We start from the raw sequence: 19,365 nt of genomic DNA on the forward strand, positions 1-19,365 counted from the left end.
CGATGTTGAATTTCATTGACACTGTTGGCGAGGCCGTGGCCGGGATCAAGGACGGTTCCACGGTGATGATCGGCGGGTTCGGCAACGCCGGGCAGCCGTTCGAACTGATCGACGCGCTGATGGACTGCGGCGCCAAAGACCTGACCGTGGTGAACAACAACGCTGGCCAAGGCGACCAGGGCCTGGCGTTGCTGATCAAGGAAGGCCGGGTGAAGAAGATGATCTGTTCCTTCCCGCGGCAGTCCGATTCATGGCATTTCGACGCGAAGTACCACGCCGGGGAGATCGAACTGGAACTCGTGCCGCAGGGAAACCTGGCCGAACGCATCCGCGCGGCGGGGGCCGGTATCGGCGGGTTCTTCACCCCCACCGGGTATGGCACCACGTTGGCTGAGGGCAAGGAAACGCGCTTCCTGGATGGCAAGTGGCAGGTGTTCGAGACCCCGATCCACGCCGACGTTGCACTGATCAAGGCGTTGAAGGCTGACGGGAAGGGCAACCTCGTGTACCGCAAGACGGCCCGGAACTTCGGCCCGATCATGGCCGCCGCGGCGAAGCACACCATCGTCCAGGTCTCCGAGATCGTGCCTACCGGTTCGCTGGATCCGGAGAACGTGGTGACACCGGGGATCTACGTCAACGCCGTGGTGCGGGTTGATTCCGCAGCTGATAACGGAAAGGTGGCCTGATCATGGGCACGCAGACAAGCATCCAAACCTCTGAGAAGCCCCTGGGCCGTGACGAGTTGGCCCAGCTGGTGGCCCGGGACATCGCCCCGGGCTCATTCGTGAACCTGGGCATCGGCCAGCCGACCCTGGTGTCGAACTACCTGACCGAGGAACAGAACATCACGCTCCACACGGAGAACGGGATGCTCGGCATGGGCCCGGCGGCTGAAGGGGATGCCATTGATGGTGACTTGATCAACGCCGGCAAGATCCCCGTCACCGAACTCCCCGGAGCCTCGTACTTCCACCACGCCGACTCGTTCGCGATCATGCGTGGCGGGCACCTGGACATCTGCGTCCTTGGGGCCTTCCAGGTCTCGGCAACCGGTGACCTCGCCAACTGGCACACCGGCGCCCCGGACGCGATCCCGGCCGTCGGTGGAGCGATGGACTTGGCCACCGGCGCCAAGGACGTGTTCGTGATGATGACCCTGCTGACCCGCGAGGGTGCCTCAAAGCTCGTGGAGGCTTGCACGTATCCTCTGACTGGCGTCGGCTGCGTCACCCGCGTGTACACGGACAAGGCCGTGTTCCTCACCGGCCCCGACGGCGTCACCGTCCGCGAAACCTTCGGCTGCACCTTCGAAGAAATCCAGGAACTCGTACACCTGCCCCTCAAGGCCGGAGCCTAGGTCTCCCGTTGTGGGGCCTGCTCTGCATCCCCACCGCCTCCCTAACCTCGCAAGCTCGGTCAGGGAACCCGGGCGGCGTGGGCGCTGTTAGGAATAGCCCGCAGAGCAGGCCCCGTAACGCACTTTAGGATTGGTAACCATGACCGACTCCGCAGTGACCCCGCAAGCCAGCGACCAGTATGTGCAGTCGTTGGCCCGGGGCCTTGCAGTGATCCGGGCTTTCGATGCGAACAACCCGGTGATGACCCTCAGCGAAGTCGCCGCCCGCACGGACCTGACGAGGGCCACCGCACGCCGTTTCCTGCACACCCTGGTTGAACTCGGCTACGTCCGCACCGACGGCAAGACGTTCGCGCTCACAGCCAAGGTGCTGCAGTTGGGGTACTCGTACCTTTCGGCCTTGTCCCTGCCGCAGCTCGCCCAGCCCCACCTTGAAGAACTCAGCCTGAAGCTGGGGGAGTCCACGTCGGCTGCGGTCCTGGACGGGCAGGACATCTTCTACGTTGCCCGAGTCGCTACCAAGCGGATCATGAACGTGGGAATCACCGTGGGCACCCGCTTCCCCGCATATGCGACGTCGATGGGCCGGGTGCTGCTCGCGGGTCTGCCGCCGGCCAAGCTCGACGCCTACCTGGAGAAGGCCGAACTCGCGCCCCTCACCCCGCGAACCGTAGCCAACGCGACCGACTTGAGGGCCGCCGTCGAGCGTGTCCGAACGCAAGGCTGGTGCCTGCTGGACCAGGAGCTGGAGCTCGGCCTCATGTCCATTGCGGCGCCCGTGCACAATCGCAACAACGGCGACACCGTCGCGGCCATCAACGTGTCCTTGCAGGCCCAGGCGGTCGCTGCCCAGCCGGAAGGCTACCTCGATTCGGTCCGCGCGGAAGTCGTGGCAACTGCGGACGCGATCTCCCAAGACGTCTCCGCCAAACACTGACCCAAGTAGGTCGCAGTTAAGCGCGTTTTCAGCGGTCAAAACGCGCTTAATTGCGACCCAGTTGGGCGCGGGGGAGGGCTTACTTGCGGATCGCCGCCAGACGGGTCTCGAGGATCCGCCGCACCATGGAATCGGGCACGGGATTCTCCACGGAAAACCGCAGCGTGCCCGGTGACCACGAGTACCCACCCAGCTCCTCGGACATCTCAGGCAGGATCTGCCCGCTGAACGGATACAGCGCCAAGTGCTTCTTGGTTTCGAGGACGCTCACGAAGCCCTTGCCCTCAACCATGAGGGCGGGCATGCCGTAGCTGGTGCCTTCCTCGGCCTCCGGCGCAAGCTCTCGCGCAATGGCAACAATCCGGTCCAACGCCGGTCGGTTGGCAGCACTGACGTTTTCCAAGTATTCAGTCACGGTTCCCATACGGCTATGCTGCCGCACGCCCAAGAGCCAAGGCCAGAGGCTTACCGCTCAGGAATGACGGCGATGCCCTGGATCTCGATCAGGGCTTCCTTTTGCCACAGACGCGTGACGCCGATGCCCGCCATCGCCGGGTACTGCGAGCCGGCCATCTCGCGCCAGATGCGCCCGATTTCCCGGCCGTTCGCCATGTAATCGTCCACGTCGGTGAGGTAGATGGTCACATTGACCAGGTCCTCGGGCTGTCCGCCGGCTTCGCGGAGCGTGGTGAGGACGTTGGTAAAGGCCTGCGTGAACTGCTCCACGATGCCGCCCGGCACGATGTTCATGTCCTTATCAAGAGCTGTCTGCCCGCCCAGGAACACGGTATTTCCGGCGAGCATGCCGTGCGCGAAACCCGATGGCTTGGGCAGAGATTCCGGGTTGATGGTCTTGTGGCTCATGGTGGTCCTCCTCGGTTGTGGCAGTTGCGAAAAGTTTTGAAAAGCCCCTATGCAGATCATTCCCGCCCTGCTACGTTGAGCATATGTGACGATCGTAAAAAAGTCGACACATCAAAAAATCGAAGGGAAACCAACCGATGAAACTTGCCACTCTGCGCATCGCAGACGGACGTACGACGGCGGCACTCGCCGCGGGCGATGGCACATACCTCGCGCTCCCGGCCAGTGACGTTGGCGCGCTCCTGGCCCAGGAAAACTGGCGGGCAGTGGCTGAAAAGACCGTGGCTGAAGCAGCGAACGGGGAAGTCCTGACCAACCCCGACTTCGCGCCCCTCCTGCCCAGCGCGGGCAAGGTGATCTGCTGCGGTTTGAACTACGGGGACCACATCCAGGAGATGGGCCGCGACCTTCCCGAGTACCCCACGCTGTTCGCCAAGTACGCGGACACCCTGGTTGGCGCGAACGATGCCGTGGAAATCCAGGGGAGTGCCCGCGTCGACTGGGAAGCCGAATTGGCCGTCGTCGTGGGCTCGGAACTGTACCGGGCTGATGAGGACCAGGCCCGGGAAGCCATTGCCGGGTACACCGTGGCCAACGATGTCTCCATGCGGGACTGGCAGAGCCGGACGCTGCAGTGGTTCCAGGGCAAGGCTTGGGACCGCACCACGCCGGTAGGGCCGGTCATGGTGACCGCAGATGAAGCCGGAGAGCACTTCCAGGTCCGCGGTTATGTCAACGGAGAACTCGTGCAGGACGGGAACACCCGGACCCTGGTCTTCGGCCCCGCGCAGCTGCTGTCCTACATCTCGCAATTCACGGTCCTCCGCCCGGGCGATCTCGTCCTGACGGGAACGCCCGGGGGAGTCGGCATGGGCATGACCCCGCCGCGCTTCCTGAACGACGGCGACACCCTGGTCACCGAAATCGACGGAATCGGCCGGCTGGAGAACCAGTTCCGCATCCACGCACCCGTAACCGCCTCAGCGTAAGAGACATTCAGCGTAAGAGACACAAGGAGAAACCCATGAGCCAGACCACCACCGAGTACAGCCTCGAAGGCGACAACTCCATCTACGCCCAGCCTGACGGCAAGGTTGTTCCCGTCGTCACCCGCGCGGGCGAGGAGGACACCAACACGATGCAGTCCGGCGACTGTGTCCGCGTCTCCGGCGTCAGCATCCAGCACACACCGGCAACCAAGATCTGGTTCGGGCAGGTGTCCAACACTCCCGGCTACCGTTCCCTTCCGCACCACCACGGCGAAGCTGAAACGGGTGGCTACGTCCTTCGGGGCCACGGCCGGATCTACTTCGGTGAGAACTACAGCGAGTTCATCGACATGAAGGCGGGCGACTGGGTCTTCGTGCCTCCGTTCATGCCGCACGTCGAAGCCAATATGTCCGTGACGGAGGAGCTCGTCTGGCTGACCGCCCGGACCCCGGAGAACCTCGTAGTCAACCTCGAGGACGTCCCGGACGAAACCCTCGCCGACTACCGCCGGGCCTAAGCCATGATCACGGGAACCCTGACGTCGGAGACGTTCCTCCGGGCTGTTGAGCTCACGGAAACCGAGGCGCAGGTCTTCGACGAGGCCTACGAAGCGACCACCCAGTACGTTCCGTGGCCCAAGGCTTACGGTGGAGACATGGTGGCCCAGGCCGCAGCGGCGATGATGCGCTCGGTGGATGCCGACAGGAACCTCCACTCGATGCACAGCTACTTCATGCGCCCAGTGGATATCGGCTCCACGGTCCGCTACGAAGTGGAGCGGCTGCGCGATGGCCGGGGCTATTCCACCCGCACGGTCCGGGGTTTCCAGAACGGCAAGCCCGTGTATGCCGCGATGGGTTCCTTCCAGGTTCCCGAGGACGGCCCGGACTTCCAGCCCCAGGCGCCTGCCGCCGTCGAACCTGAATCCCTGCGTTCGGCAGCCGAAGTGCTGGCCGGGACTGGAGGAAGCGCGGCCGATTACTGGGGAACCGGCCGCAGTTTCGACATGAGGCATATTCCCGGACCGGTATATGTCGAGCTTGAGGGCGGGAACGCGCCCCAGCAAGCCATTTGGGTCAAGGCGTTCGACTCACTCCCGGACAGCAAAGACCTCCAGCGCACCGCCCTCGCGTACGTGTGCGATTACACCATCCTTGAACCGCTTCTCCGGGTCAACGGCCTGAACTGGTCAAGCCCCGGACTCGCTACCGCCAGCCTGGACCACTCCATGTGGTTCCACCGCGACGGCCGCGTGGACGACTGGGTCCTATATGCCCAGGAAGCCATCTCCGGCCAAAGCAACCGCGGCCTGGCCATGGGCCGCTTCTTCGACCGGCAAGGAAGGCTCCTGGCCACCGTCGCCCAAGAAGGCATGATCCGCGCCTGACTCACCCATCCCCAGCCCCAACGACGCACCACTGAAAGGAACGGCCATGAGCATGTTGCCATCGGCCCACGTGGACACGTTCACCCGCCACCACTTGCCGCCCGCCGAAACCTGGCCGGCGTTCGAATTCACCCTCCCCGAACTCAACTACCCGGACCGGCTCAACGCCGCCTCAGTGCTGATCGACGACGCTGTCGAACAGTTCGGCGCAGACCGCCCGGCACTCCGTACCCCGGACGGCGAAGTCTGGAGCTACGGGGAACTCCAGCTCCGCTCCAACCAGGTGGCCCAGGTCCTCACAGAAGACCTCGGAATCGTCCCCGGCAACCGGGTCCTGCTCCGCGGCCCGAACAACCCGTGGATCGTCGCGGCCTGGCTGGGCGTGATCAAGGCCGGAGCCGTGGTGGTGACCACCATGCCGATGCTGCGCTCCACCGAGGTTTCCACCATCATCCAGCTGACCAAGCCCGTGGTCGCCATCTCGGACCACCGCTTCGTGGACGAACTCGCTATCGCTGCCGGGGATGACGTTGCCGTCCTCAGCTATGGAGCGCACGACGACGGCGACCTCACCGCCCGCTGCGGGCGCAAGAGCGGGGAGTTCACTGCGGTGGACACGTCCTCGGACGATGTTGCCTTGCTGGGTCCGACGTCCGGCACCACGGGTGTGCCCAAGGTGACCATGCATTTCCACCGGGACATCCTGGCGAACGCGGATACCTTTGCCCGGTACATCCTGGAGCCCACCGCGTCCGACGTTTTTGCCGGTTCCCCTCCGCTGGCCTTCACGTTTGGGCTGGGTGGACTGGTGGTCTTCCCGCTGCGGTTCGGGGCGTCCTCGCTCCTGACCGAGAAGGCCGGTCCGGTGGAGTTGGCCGAACGCGCTGCCGAGGCGGGAGCCACCATCTTGTTCACGGCTCCGACAGCGTACCGGGCCATCCTCAAGGAGAACCGCGGCGAGCTGTTGAGCCGTCTTCGGATTGCCGTTTCCGCCGGGGAGCACTTGTCCAAGGAAACGTGGGAAGCCGTCCATGAAGCCACAGGACTGAGCCTGGTGAACGGGATCGGTGCCACGGAAATGCTCCATGTCTTCATATCTGCTGCAGGGGATGACATCCGCCCCGGGACGACCGGCAAAGCGGTTCCGGGCTATCGCGCCACGATCCTCGATCCCGAGGGCAAGGAACTCGGCCCGGGACAGTCCGGGCGGCTGGCGATCATTGGACCCACCGGGTGCCGATACCTCGACGATCCCCGGCAGTTGAACTACGTGGTGAACGGCTGGAACGTCACCGGAGATACCTTCTCCATGGATGAGGACGGCTACTTCACCTACCAGGCCCGTTCGGACAACATGATCGTCTCCTCCGGCTACAACATTGGCGGCCCCGAGGTTGAGGCCGCGATCGACCAGCACCCGGACGTGGTGGAGAACGCTGTCATCGGCATCCCGGACGAGCAGCGCGGCAGCATCGTGTGCGCGTTCGTGGTCCTGCGCGAAGGAGTCATTGGCGACCCCGCGAAGCGCAAGGAAATTCAGGACTTCGTGAAGCAGACCATCGCCCCGTACAAGTATCCGCGGGATGTCCGGTTCGTTACCGAACTGCCGCGCAACCCCAGCGGCAAGCTGCAGCACTTCAAACTGCGCGACCGTGTCCTCGCAGAGGAAACAGCAACCCACGAACTTACCCCCGCCGGCCAGGGCCAGGCGTAGAAGGAGCACCACCATGAAAATCGCAATCGTCGGAGGCGGCCCGGGTGGCCTGTACTTCGCAGCACTGATGAAGCAGTTGGACCCGTCCCACGACATCACCCTCTGGGAACGCAACGCTGCCAGCGACACGTTCGGCTTCGGCGTCGTGTTTTCTGATGAGACCCTCGGTGGCATCGGCAACGCCGATCCCGTGGTGGCCGAATACATGAGCCGGCGCTTCGCCCGCTGGTCGGACATCGACATCCACTTCCGCGGCGAAATGATCACTGTCGGCGGCCAGGGCTTCGCCGCGATGAGCCGCAAGGAACTCCTGGAACTCCTGCAGCGCCGGTGCATCGAACTCGGCGTCGATGTCCGGTTCAGCACCATGGCCCCGGCCATCGAGGAACTCGAAGCCGGCTTCGATCTGGTGCTCGCCGCGGACGGCGTGAACTCGCAGATCCGCGCCAAGTACGCTGACGCGTTCGGCCCGGACCTGGACCCGCGCACCAACAAGTTCATGTGGCTCGGAACGGACCAGGTGTTCGAGGCCTTCAAGTTCTTCGTGAAGGAAACCGAGTGGGGTGTCATGCAGATCCACGGTTACCCGTACTCGGATGAAGGCTCCACGTTCATTGTCGAAATGCACCAGGACGTCTGGCACGCGGCGGGCTTCGACGAGACCGCCGACGAGGTCTTCGCACCAGGTGTCTCCGACGAGAAGGCCATCGCCAAGATCCGCGAGATCTTCGCCGAGGAGCTGGCCGGTTACGAGGTCCTGTCCAACAATTCCAAGTGGATCACCTTCAACACTGTCCGCAACCAGAGCTGGCGCAAGGGCAACGTGGTCCTGCTGGGCGACGCCGCGCACACGGCTCACTTCTCCATTGGCTCGGGCACCAAGCTGGCCATGGAAGACTCCCTCGCACTGGCTGCCTGCCTGCACGAGCACCCCACGGTCGCAGAGGCCCTGGAAGCCTACGAAGCCGAGCGCCGCCCGGTGGTTGCGTCCACCCAGCGTGCCGCGCAAGCTTCGCTGGAGTGGTTCGAACGGATCGGCCAGTACAAGGACCAGGACCCCACGCAGTTCGCGTTCAACCTGCTCACCCGCAGCCGCCGCATCACCCAGGAGAACCTGCGCCTGCGCGATCCCGAGTTCGCGGAGGCAGTGGACCGCAACTTCGCTTCCTCGCAGGGGCTGAGCCAGGTGGCACCGGCCATGTTCCAGCCCTTCAGCGTCGGCGAACTCGAGCTGAAGAACAGGATCATTGTTTCGCCGATGGACATGTATTCCGCGACGGACGGCGTCCCCGGCGACTTCCACAAGGTCCACCTCGGCTCCAAGGCCCTGGGCGGCGCCGGGCTGGTCATGACCGAAATGGTCTGCGTCTCCGAATCCGGCCGCATCACCCCCGGCTGCAGCGGCCTCTACACCGACGAACAGCGCGACAGCTGGAAGGAAATCGTCGACTTCGTGCACACCCGCTCCACCGCGAAGATCGGTGCGCAGCTGGGACACTCCGGCCGCAAGGGCTCCACCAAGCTCATGTGGGAAGGCATCGACCAGCCGCTCGACTCCGGCAACTGGACCGCCGTCGGGCCTTCCGCCTTGCCGTACGGCCCCGAAAACCAGACCCCGCTGGAACTGGACCGCGCCGGGATGGACGCCATCAAGGCCGAGTTCGTCGCCGCGACGCAGCGCGCCGAGGCAGCCGGCTTCGACCTCCTGGAGATCCACGCAGCCCACGGCTACCTGCTCTCCTCCTTCCTGTCTCCCGTTTCCAACCAGCGCACGGACGAATACGGCGGCAGCCTGGAGAACCGGCTGCGGTTCCCGTTGGAAGTGTTCGACGCCGTCCGCGCGGCGTGGCCTGCCGGCAAGCCTTTAACGGTACGCATCTCCGCGACGGACTGGATCGACGGCGGCAACACCTCGGATGACTCCATCGACATCGCCGTGGCGTTCGTTGACCACGGCGCTGCCGGCCTGGACATCTCCACCGGCCAGGTAGCCAAGGAAGAGAAGCCCGCGTTCGGACGCAGCTACCAGACCCCGTTCGCGGACCGCATCCGCCAGGAAGTCGCCGCCCCGGCAGGCGTGGCAGTGATCGCTGTCGGCGCCATCTCCAGTTACGACGACGTCAACTCGATCCTCCTCGCAGGACGTGCCGACCTCATCGCCCTGGGCCGCACGCACCTCTACGATCCCCAATGGACCCTCCACGCAGCCGCCGAGCAGGAGTACCACGGCCCAGGCGCTCAGTGGATCCCGCAGTTCCGCGCCGGCCGCCGCAAGCCGCCGAGCTCGCGCACGGACGCCGTCCGTCCGCGGTTGTCCCTGCTCAAGGAACTGGACGCCGAGGAAGCCATCACGCACCTGCGCTGGACCCCTGCGGCCGCCGCAGCATCGGTCCTGGTGAAGTAGCCGTGGCCGCCGCACCTTTGAACACCTGGAACGTGCCTAAGCGCACCACAGGTGTTGTGCTCCTCTGCTGCTGGCTGGCGATTCTCGCCGAAGGCTACGACGTCGGCGTCCTCGGCGCCGTGCTCCCGGCCCTCGCCGAGTACAAAGAGTGGAATCTCTCGCCGCTGGCTCTGGGCGGCTTGGGGTCATATGCCCTGATCGGCATGCTTATCGGTGCCTTGTTCATCGGCACCCTCAGCGACCTTGTGGGCCGGAAGAAGATGCTGCTCGCGTCCATGATCATCTTCACGCTGACGCAGGCCGGGGCAGCCTGGGCGCCTACGCCTGAACTTTTCGGCCTCTTCCGCCTGATCGGTGGGCTCGGCATGGGCGGCGTGATCCCCGTGGCAGCGGCACTGACCATCGAGTACTCCGCTCCGAACAAGCGCTCTTATAACTATGGACTCATGTATTCCGGGTACTCGCTGGGGATTGTCGCGGCCGCGCTGGCAGCCCTGTTCGTCCTTCCGCTGGGTGGATGGCGGGCGGTGATCGCGATCGGCGCAGCCCCCGTGATCCTGCTGCCGGTCATCTGGAAGTTCTTGCCGGAATCCCTTGAGTACCTAGAGTCGAAAGGCCGCAGTTCAGAGGCAAAGACGTTGGCGGCAAGGCTCGGAATCACTGACTACCGCCCGGTGCTGGTTGCCAAGCCTGCCGGCAACCAAGCCGCAGACCCGTGGTGGAAGACCATCACCACCATGTTCTCCCTGCAGTATCTCCGCTCGACCGTCTTCTTCTGGATCTCGCTGTTCTGCGGCCTGCTCCTGGTCTACGGACTGAACACCTGGCTCCCGAGCATCATGAAGAAGGCCGGCTACGATCTCGGTTCGTCCCTGACGTTCCTCCTGGTCTTCAGCCTCGCCTCGGCGATTGGTGGCCTGCTTCTGGGCCGCGCGGCAGACAAATACGGCAAGAAACTCATCCTGGTGGTGTTCTACATCCTGGGCGGCCTGGGCATCATGCTCCTGGTCTTCCCCAACACCATGGTGGTCAACCTGCTGTTCGTGGCCTTCGCCGGTGTCGGGTCCATCTCCACATCCCTCGTCCTCACGGGCTACATCGCCGACTACTACCCGGCAAAGGTCCGCGGCACGGCGACGGGTTGGGCCCTGAGCTTCGCCCGGCTCGGCGCTATCTCCGGCCCGTTGATCGGAGGGTGGATCGCAGGTTCCAAGCTCCCGTTTGAGGCGAACTTCGGAATCTTCGCCGGTATCGCGGTCCTGGCCGCTGCCGCCGTCGCACTGATCCCGAAGCCGCAGCAGGAAGCGCGGGTGACCGAAGGGAAAGCAACCGCTGACCCCGACGAGCAAGACGCTGCGGTCAGCGTCGGCTAGGAGAACCATGCCGGAAGCAAGCGTCCAGCGGACGGTGGAGTGGGTGGACACCGACGCCTCCGGCCATCAGCACAACTCGGCGATCCTGCGCTGGGTGGAGGCCGCCGAGGCCGAACTCTTCCGTTCGCTGGCCCTGCCCGACTACTTCCCCAGCGCGCCCCGCGTCCAGCAGGTCATCAACTACCAAGCGAAGCTGTGGTTCGGCCAGCGCATCACCGCGTCGGTGCGGGTACAAGCGCTCGGCCGGACCTCGCTCACTCTGGAATTCGAGGTACTCGGCCACCCGCTGCCGGCCTCGGCAGGAACCCCCGACGGCGGAACCCCCGACGCCGGCAGTCCGGCAGCCGCCGTCGTTGCCGCCTACGGGACGGTCACGACGGCGCACGTCCCCGCCAGCTCCGCGACCGCGCAGCCTTGGCCCCCGCACTTCGTCCAAGCCCTCACCCCCGACGCTCTCTCACCTAACAGCCCTTAAAACCCGACGCTCTCTCACCAAACAGCCCTAAAAGCCCGACGCTCTCTCACCAAATAGCCCTTAAGACCCGACGCTCTCTCACTTCCCACGGGTCCGACCGCGGGAAGTGAGAGCGTCGGTGAAAGGGGGGTGTTTCGTGAGAGAGCGTTGGCGAAAGGCGGGAAGTGAGAGAGCGTTGGTGAAAGGGGGGTGTTGCGTGAGAGAGCGTTGGTGAAGGGGGGGGGCGTCTCGGCGGCCGTGGAGTGCCAGCTTGGTCCACGTGTGCGGGATTCTCTTGTAGGATTCGTCACAAGCCTGGTTGCGCGGATGCACGACTGGGCTGCTCCGTTCCGGGACGTCCTTGGGGGCCAGCGGAGCGAAGCGTAGCTGGTTGTGTACTGGGCGCAGCCGGCACAAGTTCACATTGAAGGAATTGTCGATGTCTAGAAGTGGGCTCTCCTTTCCCTTCGGTGGTGCCATGGAACCGTCAGCGAACGACGCCGTCCAGGCTCCACCGCTCCCGCCTGTCAACGATGCCCGCGTGCGTCAGCAGGCGCTGGAAATCATCAAGGACATCCTCAGCGAGTCCGATCCGCGCAGCGAGTGGGCCCGCAGGAACCTCCAGGAACTGCTGGCCGAGCATCCCGGCGACCCCAAGGGCGTCCTGCTGGAGCATCTGATCCAGACCCGCACCGGCATCGTGGTGCCGGACGAGTCCGCGGGACACCAGGAATCCATGAGCCTGAACCGGGCGTCGGCCGAGGCTCCGCATACGGTGACGGTCCCGGTCAACAGTGAAGTACGCAAGCGCATCCAGTCCGTGTTGCGGGACAAGCTGCTGCTCACGGCCTTCCAGCCCATCCATGAACTCCCAGCCGGTGACGTCATCGGCGTTGAAGCCCTGATCCGCTTCGTGGAGCAGGACGGCGCGGCGGCGGACGTTTGGTTCCGCGAGGCGTCCCAAGCCGGACTTGGTACCGAGCTGGAGATCGCTGCCCTGCACTGTTCCCTGGCCGCTGCCGAGGAAATGCCCCAGGACATGTTCGTGGCCTTCAACCTGACACCGGAATCCTCCCGGGACCCCCGCGTCAGGGCCTTGCTGGAAGAGGCGCGGCTTGATCCGTCGAGGATCGTCATCGAACTCACTGGAAGCCTGGAGTCAGCCGATGGCCTGGCGGGCGAGAACGGCTTTGGGCCACTGCGTCGACGCGGCATGCGGCTCGCCGTCAGCGCTTCGGGTGCGGGCTTCGTTTCCATGGACAGGATCGAGGAGTTGCGTCCGGACATCATCAAGCTGGACCGGCACCTGATCGCCGGCATCGACAGCTCCGAGGGACAGCGCATCCGTGCCCGCGCCGTTGTTGAGCTGGCCAGGGAGCTTGGTGCATCCGTCGTAGCGCAGGGCATCGAGACCGAAGCCGAACTGCGCGAAGCCACGGAACTGCACGTCGCCGCAGCCCAGGGGTACTTGCTGGGCCGTCCGTCCGTGCACCCGCTTGACTGGTCTTCGTGGACCCTGCACTCCCAGCCCGAGGTGCAGTCGGTCGGTTAGGGTTCCTGCCCAGCGTCAGCTGCCTGCCGCCGTCGTGGTCTTCAGGGAACGGGACAGTCTCCGCCCTATGATGAACATGACTGGCGCCCGGACCGGGCGCGGAAATGAGGACCCTTTTCGATGTTCGCCGTCCCGGCACCCCCGGTGCGCCACCAGCAGTTGCTCGTCACGATTTTCGGTCTGTATGGCCGGAATGCCGGTGACGCCTTGCCGGTTTCTGCACTGATTTCCATGCTGGGAACCCTGGGCTACGACGCGCCGGGCGTCCGATCATCCGTCTCCAGGCTCAAGGCCAAGGGGGTGCTGAAAAGTGTTCGCGAGGACGGGATCGCCAAGTACAAGATTGCCGAGTCCGTCAGCGACGTGTTCCGGGAGGGTGACCGGCGGATCTTCGCTCCCGAACAGCCCGCGCCGGTGGATACGTGGGTCCTGGCCGTATTTTCCGTGCCCGAATCGATGAGGAACCGCCGGCACCAATTGCGCTCGGCCTTGTCCGGGCTGGGCTTTGGGTCGGTGGCCTCGGGCGTCTGGATCGCGCCCGCCCACAAACTGGACCAGGCCAAGGAGCGGCTTACGGCAAGCGGGCTGATCGAGTTCGTGGACCTGTTTCGCAGCGACTACGTCTTCGATGGCCCCATGCGGCCCAAGATCTCCGAGTGGTGGGACCTGAAGGAGCTCGACGAAGAGTTCACGGAGTTCCTTGAGCTGTATGGAAATGCTGAGGAGGACTGGTCCGGGCGTCTTGAGGACCAACCCGCCGAGGTTACGGAGGAAGTGCGCCGGGACGCGTTCCGCTACTACATCCCGATGCTCACCATGTGGCGCAGGTTTCCCTACAAGGATCCCAATCTTCCCGCCGACTACCTGCCTGCGGACTGGCATGGTCCCGCCGTCCGAAGGATCTTCCAGTCCGTACACCGTCTGGCCGCCCCGCTTGCCGCTGAGTTCGCCCACGACGTCATCGTCGGGGCCATGGACCCGGCAGCCGGCCAGGATTCCGCGGCGCTGAAGCTGGGTTAAGGCCCGACGGCGGTACGCGCGCCACGGTCTGCGGGGGCTGGAAGGTGTACCCCGACGACCTGCTTTGAGCCTCGCGGAGGCCGGGAAAGTCATTCTTGCGGCGTGTCGCGGAGGGTGCGGTCCAAAGTGGGTCGCTGCGGCACGCAGGCAGCTCAGCTGCTGGCCGGTGCTACGGCGATGACCCCGAAGACGTCTCCTTGCAGGCCCTCGATGATGGCCATCCGGCCGAACGGTGTTGAGGAAACCGGCATCAGCAGGGACGCGCCGAGTTGCTCGGCCTGGCAGGCCGTGGCGGCAACATCGTCGCTGGCAAACCACGTCAGCCAGTAATCCGGCATGGTCTCCGGGAGTTCGGTGTCGTAGTGCATGCCGGCCACTTCACGTCCGTCGGTGGCGCGCAGGCACGTGGAGTAGACCATGTCCTCGCCGTCCACGTCGTGGTAGGCGAAGCCGAAAACCTCGGCATAGAAAGCCCTGGCCGAGGCGCAGTCGTGGGTGTGGAGTTCATTCCAGCAGAGGGATCCGTGCTCATTGAAGCGTTCGGCGCCAATGTGGTTTCCGGCTTGCCATACCCCAAAGGCGGCTCCCACGCTGTCCGCGGCGACGGCCATGCGTCCGGAGTCCATGACGTCGAATGGCGGGACCAGCAGTTGCCCTCCGGCCGCCTTGATGAGCTCGGCGGTGGCATCGACGTTTTCGGAGGCCAAGTACGTGGTCCATGCCGCGGGACGGGCGGGATCCAGCTTGGGGCCGAGGCCCGCCACGGCGTGGCCGGCAATCTGGGCCAGGAGGTAATCACCCTCGCCCGTGAGATAGTCCCACCCAAACAGCTTGGAGTAGAACGACTTGGCCGCCTCCACGTCGTCAACGGACAGGTCAACCCACATGGGCGTGCCAGCAGGCCATTTGGAAATCTTGGTGGACATGGTGACTCCTCGGAGTTGGCGTTCTCATGTGGATGGCTGCCTCCCCGGGAAAGCCCACGCGCATGGTCTGGAGAGGCAGCCACCCATCATGTAGGCGCCGGACCCGATTCGTGTCACCGTTTCAGTGCTGGTTTTCCAACTCCGGGTTTTTCAATTCCTCGTTGTCCAATTCCTGGTTGTCCAGCTCCTCCAGGACTGCCATGGCCGCGTTGTGTCCGCCCAGGCCACTGACTCCGCCGCCACGCCTTGCGCCTGCCCCGCACAGGAAGACCCTTTCGTGGCCCGTAGCGACGCCCCAGCGCTCGGCCGCGGAGTTCCGCGGCTCATCGTCGTCAAGGAACGGCCACTGCAGTTTGGCGTGGAAGATGTTGCCGCCGGTCATGTTCAAGGCACGCTCCAGGTCCAGCGTGGTCTTGGCCTCGATGCAGGGATTGCCGTCGGCGTCGGTCAGCAGCAAATCCTCGATCGGTTCGGCCAGGACGGAATTGAGCGAGGCCAGAACTGCGGCCTGGAGTTCCGCCCGAACGCGATCGTTGTTCTCCTCGGTGACCAGCCGATCGGGAGCGTGCAGGCCAAACACGGTGAGCGTTTGCGCTCCGGCAGCCACCAGATCGTCGGACAGGATGCTGGGATCGGTGAGGGAATGGCAGTAGATTTCACAGGGCAAAGGGGAGGGTATGCCGCCGCCCTCGGCCGTCTTGTAGGCGTCCTCGAGCTGTCCATAGCGTTCGTTGATGTGGAAGGTCCCGCCGAAAGCGGCCTCGGGTGCCACGGAGGTGTCGCGGAGCTTGGGAAGCCGGCTCAGGAGCAGGTTGACCTTGATCTGGGCGCCTTCAGGCCGCTCCACCGGGCCACCAACCCCGCCAACTCCCGACGGCAGAAGTCCCTGAAGCACCCACGGCGAGACATTGGCCAGGATTCGTACGCCCGTGAAGACTTCCTCGACGCCCCCGCGCTGGAACGTGACCTTGCCGTCGTCGGACAGGGCTGTGACTTCAGCTCCGGAAACCAGTACGGCACCGGCCTCGCGGGCGGCTCGTTCCAGTTCGCGAGTCACGGAACCCATTCCGCCCAGGGGGATGTCCCAGTCGCCGGTCCCGTTGCCGATCACGTGGTAGAGGAAACAGCGGTTGGCGTCCAGCGAAGGGTCGTCCAGGGACGTGAACGTGCCGATGAGTCCATCCGTGGCGACGAGGCCACGCACCAGGTCGTCGGAGAGCCTGCTGGTGATGACGTCGCCCAGGGGTTTCTCGATGAAGTCGTGCCACAGTTGGTCGTCACCCACCAGTTCGCGGGCTTCGGACCTCGTGGGCAGCGGATCGCAGACGGTGGGGAACAGGGCCTTGGCCAACTTTTCGGTGTCCGCGTAGAAGCCCTCCAAAGCATCGAAGTCGGCTTCGGCGCCAACGCGCGCAAAGGATTCGCGGCTGGCGCGGGGATCGCCACCGTCAATCAGCAAGCCTGTTTCGGTGTTGCCGGGGTTGGGTGTGTAGGAGGAGTAGCGGCGCCGGGCGAGGGCGATGTCCAGGCCAAGTTCGCTGATGATGCGCTGCGGGAACAGGCTGACGAGGTACGAATACCGTGAGAGCCGGGCGTCGACTCCTTTGAAGGCGGTGGCCGAGATGGCAGCGCCGCCAAAATGGTCATCGCGTTCCAGGACGGCGACGCTCTTGCCGGCTCGGGCCAAGTACGCGGCTGCGGTCAATCCGTTGTGGCCGCCGCCAACAATGACGGCGTCGAAGTGTGTGTTTTCCATGTGGCGAGAGTAGCCATGCAATGGTGTTACTTACTGAAATAACTTTCTAAAGTAAGCGATGCTTGGTCTTGCGAAGCAATGGCGGCGGGCAAGCGTAAGCCGCTCGCCCGCCGTCGTGCGCTGTTTCTCAGACTGTTCGGGTCGCCTTGGCCAGGTTGTCCCGGAGCTCGACGGCGTTCTGCCGGATGACATACGCGGGGCGGTCGCGCTCGACGCGCCAGCTCTCATCGAGGGTTCCGACGTTGACGGTGTCAAAACCGAATTCGTCGTACAGCCTGGTGACCAGCTCCGCGGCCTCCGGGAAGTCGCTGGCTGTGGCGAGTGCGCGGCGGTTTTCCGTGCCGGCAGGTGTTCCGTCGGTGGTGATGTCCTTCGCGAAGATGTGGTTGAAGCCCTTGGCCACCTTGGAGGTGGGGAGGTGCTTCTGGAGCAGCCCGGACGTGGTGGCCTCGCCCTTGTCGAGTTCGGGGATGCGGCCGTCGCGCTCCCAGTAGTAGTTGTTGGTGTCGATCACGACCTTGCCTTCGAGCGGCTCGACCGGGATGTCCTGGTAGGCCTTGAGGGGAACGGTCACGACGGCGAAATCGCCCGCCGCTGCTGCCTCACCTGCCGTCGCAGCCCGGGCGCGCGGCCCCAGTTCGGCGACGAGATCCGCCAAGGTTTCCGGACCCCGTGAATTGCTGATCACGACGTCGTAGCCCAGCTCCACGGCCTTGCGCGCAACCTGGCTGCCAATATGTCCTGCACCGATGATTCCGATTGTTGTCATGCTGGGTGCAACAAGAAGTTGCAGGCGCGTATTTCCAGCGTTACGCAATATGTCCCCGTGAGGTCGGGGCGTCCGGTGCCCTGCATTCCGGATATATACTAAGTAATCTTACTAAGCAGGTGGGCTGTCAGGAACGAGGGGGTTGGGATGACTGGACATTTGGAATTGGTTGACGCGCCCGATGGGGGCTACCGCGTGCTGATGGTGGATGGTGATGACTCGCTGATGGGCCTGTCCAGGCGTTACGCATCGGTGGACGAAGCGGTACAGGCCGTGGAGGGCCTCCGTGAAGTGGCGGGGACGGGGCTGCTGCGCCAGGGTTCGGCGGATCGGTACGCGCTGCTGGAATCCGAGGAATTCATGATGGACCGGGCACTCGCTGGGCCGGCTCCGGAGCAGGTGGAGATGCGGTGATGGCAAAGCGCAAAGGCGTACTCTTCGACGTTGACGGAACCCTCATCGATTCGAGCTATTTCCATGCGCTCGCATGGTGGCAGGCGTTCCGTCGTGAGGGCTTGGACATCCAGGTCTCCGATATCCACCGTTGCGTGGGCATGGGTGGGGACAAGCTGGTCAGGCACTTGGTTGCGGATTGCTCCGACGAGTTGCTGGAATCCTTGAAATCGAGCCACGGGGCGGTGTTCTCGACGTTTTGGCCGGCACTCCGCGCCTTCGATGCCGCACGGGACCTCCTCGCCGCCTGCTCCGACGCTGGCCTTGCCGTTGGGCTGGCTTCCTCCGCCCAGCAACGTGACCTGGACGTGAGTCTTCGTGTCCTGGACGCCGGGTCTTCCATTGATCAGTGGACCAGCTCCAATGATGCAGAGGAGAGCAAGCCCGCGCCGGACATCCTGGTGGCCTGCTTGGAGAAGCTGGAATTGCGCCCCGAGGACGTGGTGTTCGTGGGTGATGCGGTGTGGGACGTCAAGGCGGCTTCCAGCATCGGTGTTCCCGCCATCGCCATGACGTGCGGAGGAATCAGTGAAGCGGAACTCCGGGAGGCCGGTGCCGCGGAAGTCTACCGAAATCCGCGGCACCTCCTGGAGAATCTCGAGCGCAGTGCGCTGGGCGGGTTGGCTACAGGGAGTGGTGGCTAGCGGTTCAGCTTGTTGGCGTCAGGTTCCTGGTCGCCAATGTGGCCGGGTGCGTTGGCGGCCAGCACGCGCTGGACGAAAGCGCTGTATTCCTCCATGTAGTGCCGCAACAGCGCCGCCGTGCCTTCGTCCTTAACTGTCCCATCGGCGTCGTAAGCGTCTGCGACGAAGCGGATGTACGCTTCAGGCGCGTTCAGTTGCGGCGCGTCGAGGAAGCTCAGGACGCTGCGCATGGACGACTGCATCACCGCGGTGCCGATGCCGCCCGGCGAAGCGCCGATGATGCCCGTGGGCTTCCGCGCGAAGGAGTTGGTGCCCCAAGGGCGTGAACCCCAGTCGATGGCGTTCTTCAGTGCCCCGGGGATGGAGCGGTTGTACTCGGGGGAGACGAACAGGATGCCGTCCGACGCGGCGATCGCGTCCTTCAGCGCCTTGCCTGCGGGCGGGAAATCAGCGTCGTAGTCGGAGCTGTACAGTGGCAGGTCCTTGATTTCGATCTCATGGAATTCGAGTTCGGGCGGCGCTACGCTGATCAGCGCCTTGGAGAGGGTCCGGTTGATGGAGGTGCTTGAGAGGCTTCCTACGAAATAGCCGATCTTGAATGTGTCCATGGCGGCGTTCCTTCCCGACGGCACGGCCGGAGCCGGCTCGACGACGGTGCGGAGGCTGGTTGCCCCGGCTCACGTTCGACCCTAATTCAGTTGCGCACATAGCGCAGCCCCCTACTACCGCAGCCCCTCCCACGTGCATAAACTCGTGGCAACT

Annotated in this window: 20 protein-coding genes; 14 read left to right on the forward strand and 6 right to left on the reverse strand. The window is 64.5% G+C overall.

Features of this window, described 5'->3' with window-relative positions:
• Positions 1–2: 2 nt before the first annotated feature.
• The 3 genes from ACIPY3_RS09260 (at position 3) to ACIPY3_RS09270 (ending at position 2,297) form a co-directional block, all read left to right on the forward strand.
• Positions 3–689, forward strand: a complete 687-nt coding sequence (locus tag ACIPY3_RS09260) for a 3-oxoacid CoA-transferase subunit A (RefSeq protein ID WP_400332920.1) — start codon at positions 3–5, stop codon at positions 687–689.
• Positions 690–691: 2 nt separating this feature from the next.
• Positions 692–1,360, forward strand: a complete 669-nt coding sequence (locus ACIPY3_RS09265; RefSeq protein WP_400332922.1) for a 3-oxoacid CoA-transferase subunit B — start codon at positions 692–694, stop codon at positions 1,358–1,360.
• Positions 1,361–1,499: 139 nt separating this feature from the next.
• Positions 1,500–2,297 carry an IclR family transcriptional regulator C-terminal domain-containing protein gene (locus tag ACIPY3_RS09270; RefSeq protein ID WP_400332925.1) on the forward strand — a complete coding sequence of 266 codons (798 nt, stop codon included), beginning with the start codon at positions 1,500–1,502 and terminating at the stop codon, positions 2,295–2,297.
• Positions 2,298–2,376: 79 nt separating this feature from the next.
• On the opposite strand, the gene ACIPY3_RS09275 is transcribed toward ACIPY3_RS09270, so the two are convergent.
• Positions 2,377–2,721, reverse strand: coding sequence for an iron chaperone (locus ACIPY3_RS09275; RefSeq protein ID WP_400332928.1), 345 nt, complete (start codon positions 2,719–2,721; stop codon positions 2,377–2,379).
• A gap of 41 nt (positions 2,722–2,762) precedes the next feature.
• Entirely contained in the window at positions 2,763–3,161 is a 399-nt protein-coding gene (locus tag ACIPY3_RS09280; protein WP_400332931.1) for a RidA family protein, read from the reverse strand.
• 137 nt (positions 3,162–3,298) lie between these two features.
• Here ACIPY3_RS09280 and ACIPY3_RS09285 point away from each other — a divergent pair, with 137 nt between their 5' ends.
• The 9 genes from ACIPY3_RS09285 (at position 3,299) to ACIPY3_RS09325 (ending at position 14,055) form a co-directional block, all read left to right on the forward strand.
• Positions 3,299–4,150, forward strand: a complete 852-nt coding sequence (locus ACIPY3_RS09285) for a fumarylacetoacetate hydrolase family protein (protein WP_400332933.1) — start codon at positions 3,299–3,301, stop codon at positions 4,148–4,150.
• A gap of 35 nt (positions 4,151–4,185) precedes the next feature.
• A complete protein-coding gene (locus tag ACIPY3_RS09290) occupies positions 4,186–4,668 on the forward strand; it encodes a cupin domain-containing protein (RefSeq protein ID WP_400332935.1) in 483 nt (160 codons plus the stop codon).
• Positions 4,669–4,671: 3 nt separating this feature from the next.
• Positions 4,672–5,538 carry an acyl-CoA thioesterase gene (locus ACIPY3_RS09295; RefSeq protein WP_400332938.1) on the forward strand — a complete coding sequence of 289 codons (867 nt, stop codon included), beginning with the start codon at positions 4,672–4,674 and terminating at the stop codon, positions 5,536–5,538.
• A gap of 46 nt (positions 5,539–5,584) precedes the next feature.
• Positions 5,585–7,252, forward strand: coding sequence for an AMP-binding protein (locus ACIPY3_RS09300; RefSeq protein ID WP_400332940.1), 1,668 nt, complete (start codon positions 5,585–5,587; stop codon positions 7,250–7,252).
• Positions 7,253–7,265: 13 nt separating this feature from the next.
• The gene (locus tag ACIPY3_RS09305; RefSeq protein WP_400332943.1) at positions 7,266–9,656 is read left to right on the forward strand and encodes a bifunctional salicylyl-CoA 5-hydroxylase/oxidoreductase; all 2,391 of its coding nucleotides are present in this window, start codon (positions 7,266–7,268) and stop codon (positions 9,654–9,656) included.
• Positions 9,657–9,658: 2 nt separating this feature from the next.
• Positions 9,659–11,029: an MFS transporter gene (locus tag ACIPY3_RS09310; protein ID WP_400332946.1), complete on the forward strand. Its 1,371-nt coding sequence runs from the start codon at positions 9,659–9,661 to the stop codon at positions 11,027–11,029.
• 7 nt (positions 11,030–11,036) lie between these two features.
• Positions 11,037–11,504 (forward strand): acyl-CoA thioesterase, encoded by a 468-nt coding sequence (locus ACIPY3_RS09315; protein ID WP_400332949.1) that lies wholly within the window; start codon positions 11,037–11,039, stop codon positions 11,502–11,504.
• A gap of 418 nt (positions 11,505–11,922) precedes the next feature.
• The gene (locus ACIPY3_RS09320; RefSeq protein WP_400332952.1) at positions 11,923–13,035 is read left to right on the forward strand and encodes an EAL domain-containing protein; all 1,113 of its coding nucleotides are present in this window, start codon (positions 11,923–11,925) and stop codon (positions 13,033–13,035) included.
• A 120-nt stretch (positions 13,036–13,155) separates the two neighbouring features.
• The gene (locus tag ACIPY3_RS09325; protein ID WP_400332955.1) at positions 13,156–14,055 is read left to right on the forward strand and encodes a PaaX family transcriptional regulator C-terminal domain-containing protein; all 900 of its coding nucleotides are present in this window, start codon (positions 13,156–13,158) and stop codon (positions 14,053–14,055) included.
• Between the two features lie 152 nt (positions 14,056–14,207).
• On the opposite strand, the gene ACIPY3_RS09330 is transcribed toward ACIPY3_RS09325, so the two are convergent.
• From ACIPY3_RS09330 to ACIPY3_RS09340, 3 genes are all read right to left on the reverse strand, one after another.
• The gene (locus ACIPY3_RS09330) at positions 14,208–14,981 is read right to left on the reverse strand and encodes a VOC family protein (protein ID WP_400332958.1); all 774 of its coding nucleotides are present in this window, start codon (positions 14,979–14,981) and stop codon (positions 14,208–14,210) included.
• Between the two features lie 121 nt (positions 14,982–15,102).
• Positions 15,103–16,737 (reverse strand): phytoene desaturase family protein, encoded by a 1,635-nt coding sequence (locus ACIPY3_RS09335; RefSeq protein WP_400332962.1) that lies wholly within the window; start codon positions 16,735–16,737, stop codon positions 15,103–15,105.
• A gap of 127 nt (positions 16,738–16,864) precedes the next feature.
• Complete coding sequence (locus ACIPY3_RS09340) at positions 16,865–17,506, reverse strand: NADPH-dependent F420 reductase (protein WP_400332965.1); 642 nt, start codon at positions 17,504–17,506, stop codon at positions 16,865–16,867.
• Positions 17,507–17,653: 147 nt separating this feature from the next.
• Here ACIPY3_RS09340 and ACIPY3_RS09345 point away from each other — a divergent pair, with 147 nt between their 5' ends.
• Both ACIPY3_RS09345 and ACIPY3_RS09350 read left to right on the forward strand, forming a co-directional pair.
• Positions 17,654–17,920 carry a hypothetical protein gene (locus ACIPY3_RS09345; RefSeq protein WP_400332967.1) on the forward strand — a complete coding sequence of 89 codons (267 nt, stop codon included), beginning with the start codon at positions 17,654–17,656 and terminating at the stop codon, positions 17,918–17,920.
• Positions 17,920–18,603: an HAD family hydrolase gene (locus tag ACIPY3_RS09350; protein WP_400332971.1), complete on the forward strand. Its 684-nt coding sequence runs from the start codon at positions 17,920–17,922 to the stop codon at positions 18,601–18,603. Before ACIPY3_RS09345 ends, ACIPY3_RS09350 begins: the two co-directional genes overlap by 1 nt.
• Here the strand turns inward: ACIPY3_RS09350 and ACIPY3_RS09355 are convergent.
• Positions 18,600–19,211 carry an NADPH-dependent FMN reductase gene (locus ACIPY3_RS09355; protein WP_400332974.1) on the reverse strand — a complete coding sequence of 204 codons (612 nt, stop codon included), beginning with the start codon at positions 19,209–19,211 and terminating at the stop codon, positions 18,600–18,602. The genes ACIPY3_RS09350 and ACIPY3_RS09355 overlap by 4 nt on opposite strands.
• Between the last annotated feature and the right edge of the window lie 154 nt (positions 19,212–19,365).

The sequence above is a fragment of the Paenarthrobacter sp. NPDC089714 genome (assembly GCF_044748905.1).
In the GTDB taxonomy this organism is placed as follows: Bacteria; Actinomycetota; Actinomycetes; order Actinomycetales; family Micrococcaceae; genus Arthrobacter.

What these genes read in the sequence shown, in the direction of transcription:
- ACIPY3_RS09260 (WP_400332920.1), top strand. Translation starts at nt 3, where the DNA reads ATGTTGAATTTCATTGACACTGTTGGCGAGGCCGTGGCCGGGATCAAG.
- ACIPY3_RS09265 (WP_400332922.1), top strand. Translation starts at nt 692, where the DNA reads ATGGGCACGCAGACAAGCATCCAAACCTCTGAGAAGCCCCTGGGCCGT.
- ACIPY3_RS09270 (WP_400332925.1), top strand. Translation starts at nt 1,500, where the DNA reads ATGACCGACTCCGCAGTGACCCCGCAAGCCAGCGACCAGTATGTGCAG.
- ACIPY3_RS09275 (WP_400332928.1), bottom strand. Translation starts at nt 2,721, where the DNA reads ATGGGAACCGTGACTGAATACTTGGAAAACGTCAGTGCTGCCAACCGA.
- ACIPY3_RS09280 (WP_400332931.1), bottom strand. Translation starts at nt 3,161, where the DNA reads ATGAGCCACAAGACCATCAACCCGGAATCTCTGCCCAAGCCATCGGGT.
- ACIPY3_RS09285 (WP_400332933.1), top strand. Translation starts at nt 3,299, where the DNA reads ATGAAACTTGCCACTCTGCGCATCGCAGACGGACGTACGACGGCGGCA.
- ACIPY3_RS09290 (WP_400332935.1), top strand. Translation starts at nt 4,186, where the DNA reads ATGAGCCAGACCACCACCGAGTACAGCCTCGAAGGCGACAACTCCATC.
- ACIPY3_RS09295 (WP_400332938.1), top strand. Translation starts at nt 4,672, where the DNA reads ATGATCACGGGAACCCTGACGTCGGAGACGTTCCTCCGGGCTGTTGAG.
- ACIPY3_RS09300 (WP_400332940.1), top strand. Translation starts at nt 5,585, where the DNA reads ATGAGCATGTTGCCATCGGCCCACGTGGACACGTTCACCCGCCACCAC.
- ACIPY3_RS09305 (WP_400332943.1), top strand. Translation starts at nt 7,266, where the DNA reads ATGAAAATCGCAATCGTCGGAGGCGGCCCGGGTGGCCTGTACTTCGCA.
- ACIPY3_RS09315 (WP_400332949.1), top strand. Translation starts at nt 11,037, where the DNA reads ATGCCGGAAGCAAGCGTCCAGCGGACGGTGGAGTGGGTGGACACCGAC.
- ACIPY3_RS09320 (WP_400332952.1), top strand. Translation starts at nt 11,923, where the DNA reads ATGTCTAGAAGTGGGCTCTCCTTTCCCTTCGGTGGTGCCATGGAACCG.
- ACIPY3_RS09325 (WP_400332955.1), top strand. Translation starts at nt 13,156, where the DNA reads ATGTTCGCCGTCCCGGCACCCCCGGTGCGCCACCAGCAGTTGCTCGTC.
- ACIPY3_RS09330 (WP_400332958.1), bottom strand. Translation starts at nt 14,981, where the DNA reads ATGTCCACCAAGATTTCCAAATGGCCTGCTGGCACGCCCATGTGGGTT.
- ACIPY3_RS09335 (WP_400332962.1), bottom strand. Translation starts at nt 16,737, where the DNA reads ATGGAAAACACACACTTCGACGCCGTCATTGTTGGCGGCGGCCACAAC.
- ACIPY3_RS09340 (WP_400332965.1), bottom strand. Translation starts at nt 17,506, where the DNA reads ATGACAACAATCGGAATCATCGGTGCAGGACATATTGGCAGCCAGGTT.
- ACIPY3_RS09345 (WP_400332967.1), top strand. Translation starts at nt 17,654, where the DNA reads ATGACTGGACATTTGGAATTGGTTGACGCGCCCGATGGGGGCTACCGC.
- ACIPY3_RS09350 (WP_400332971.1), top strand. Translation starts at nt 17,920, where the DNA reads ATGGCAAAGCGCAAAGGCGTACTCTTCGACGTTGACGGAACCCTCATC.
- ACIPY3_RS09355 (WP_400332974.1), bottom strand. Translation starts at nt 19,211, where the DNA reads ATGGACACATTCAAGATCGGCTATTTCGTAGGAAGCCTCTCAAGCACC.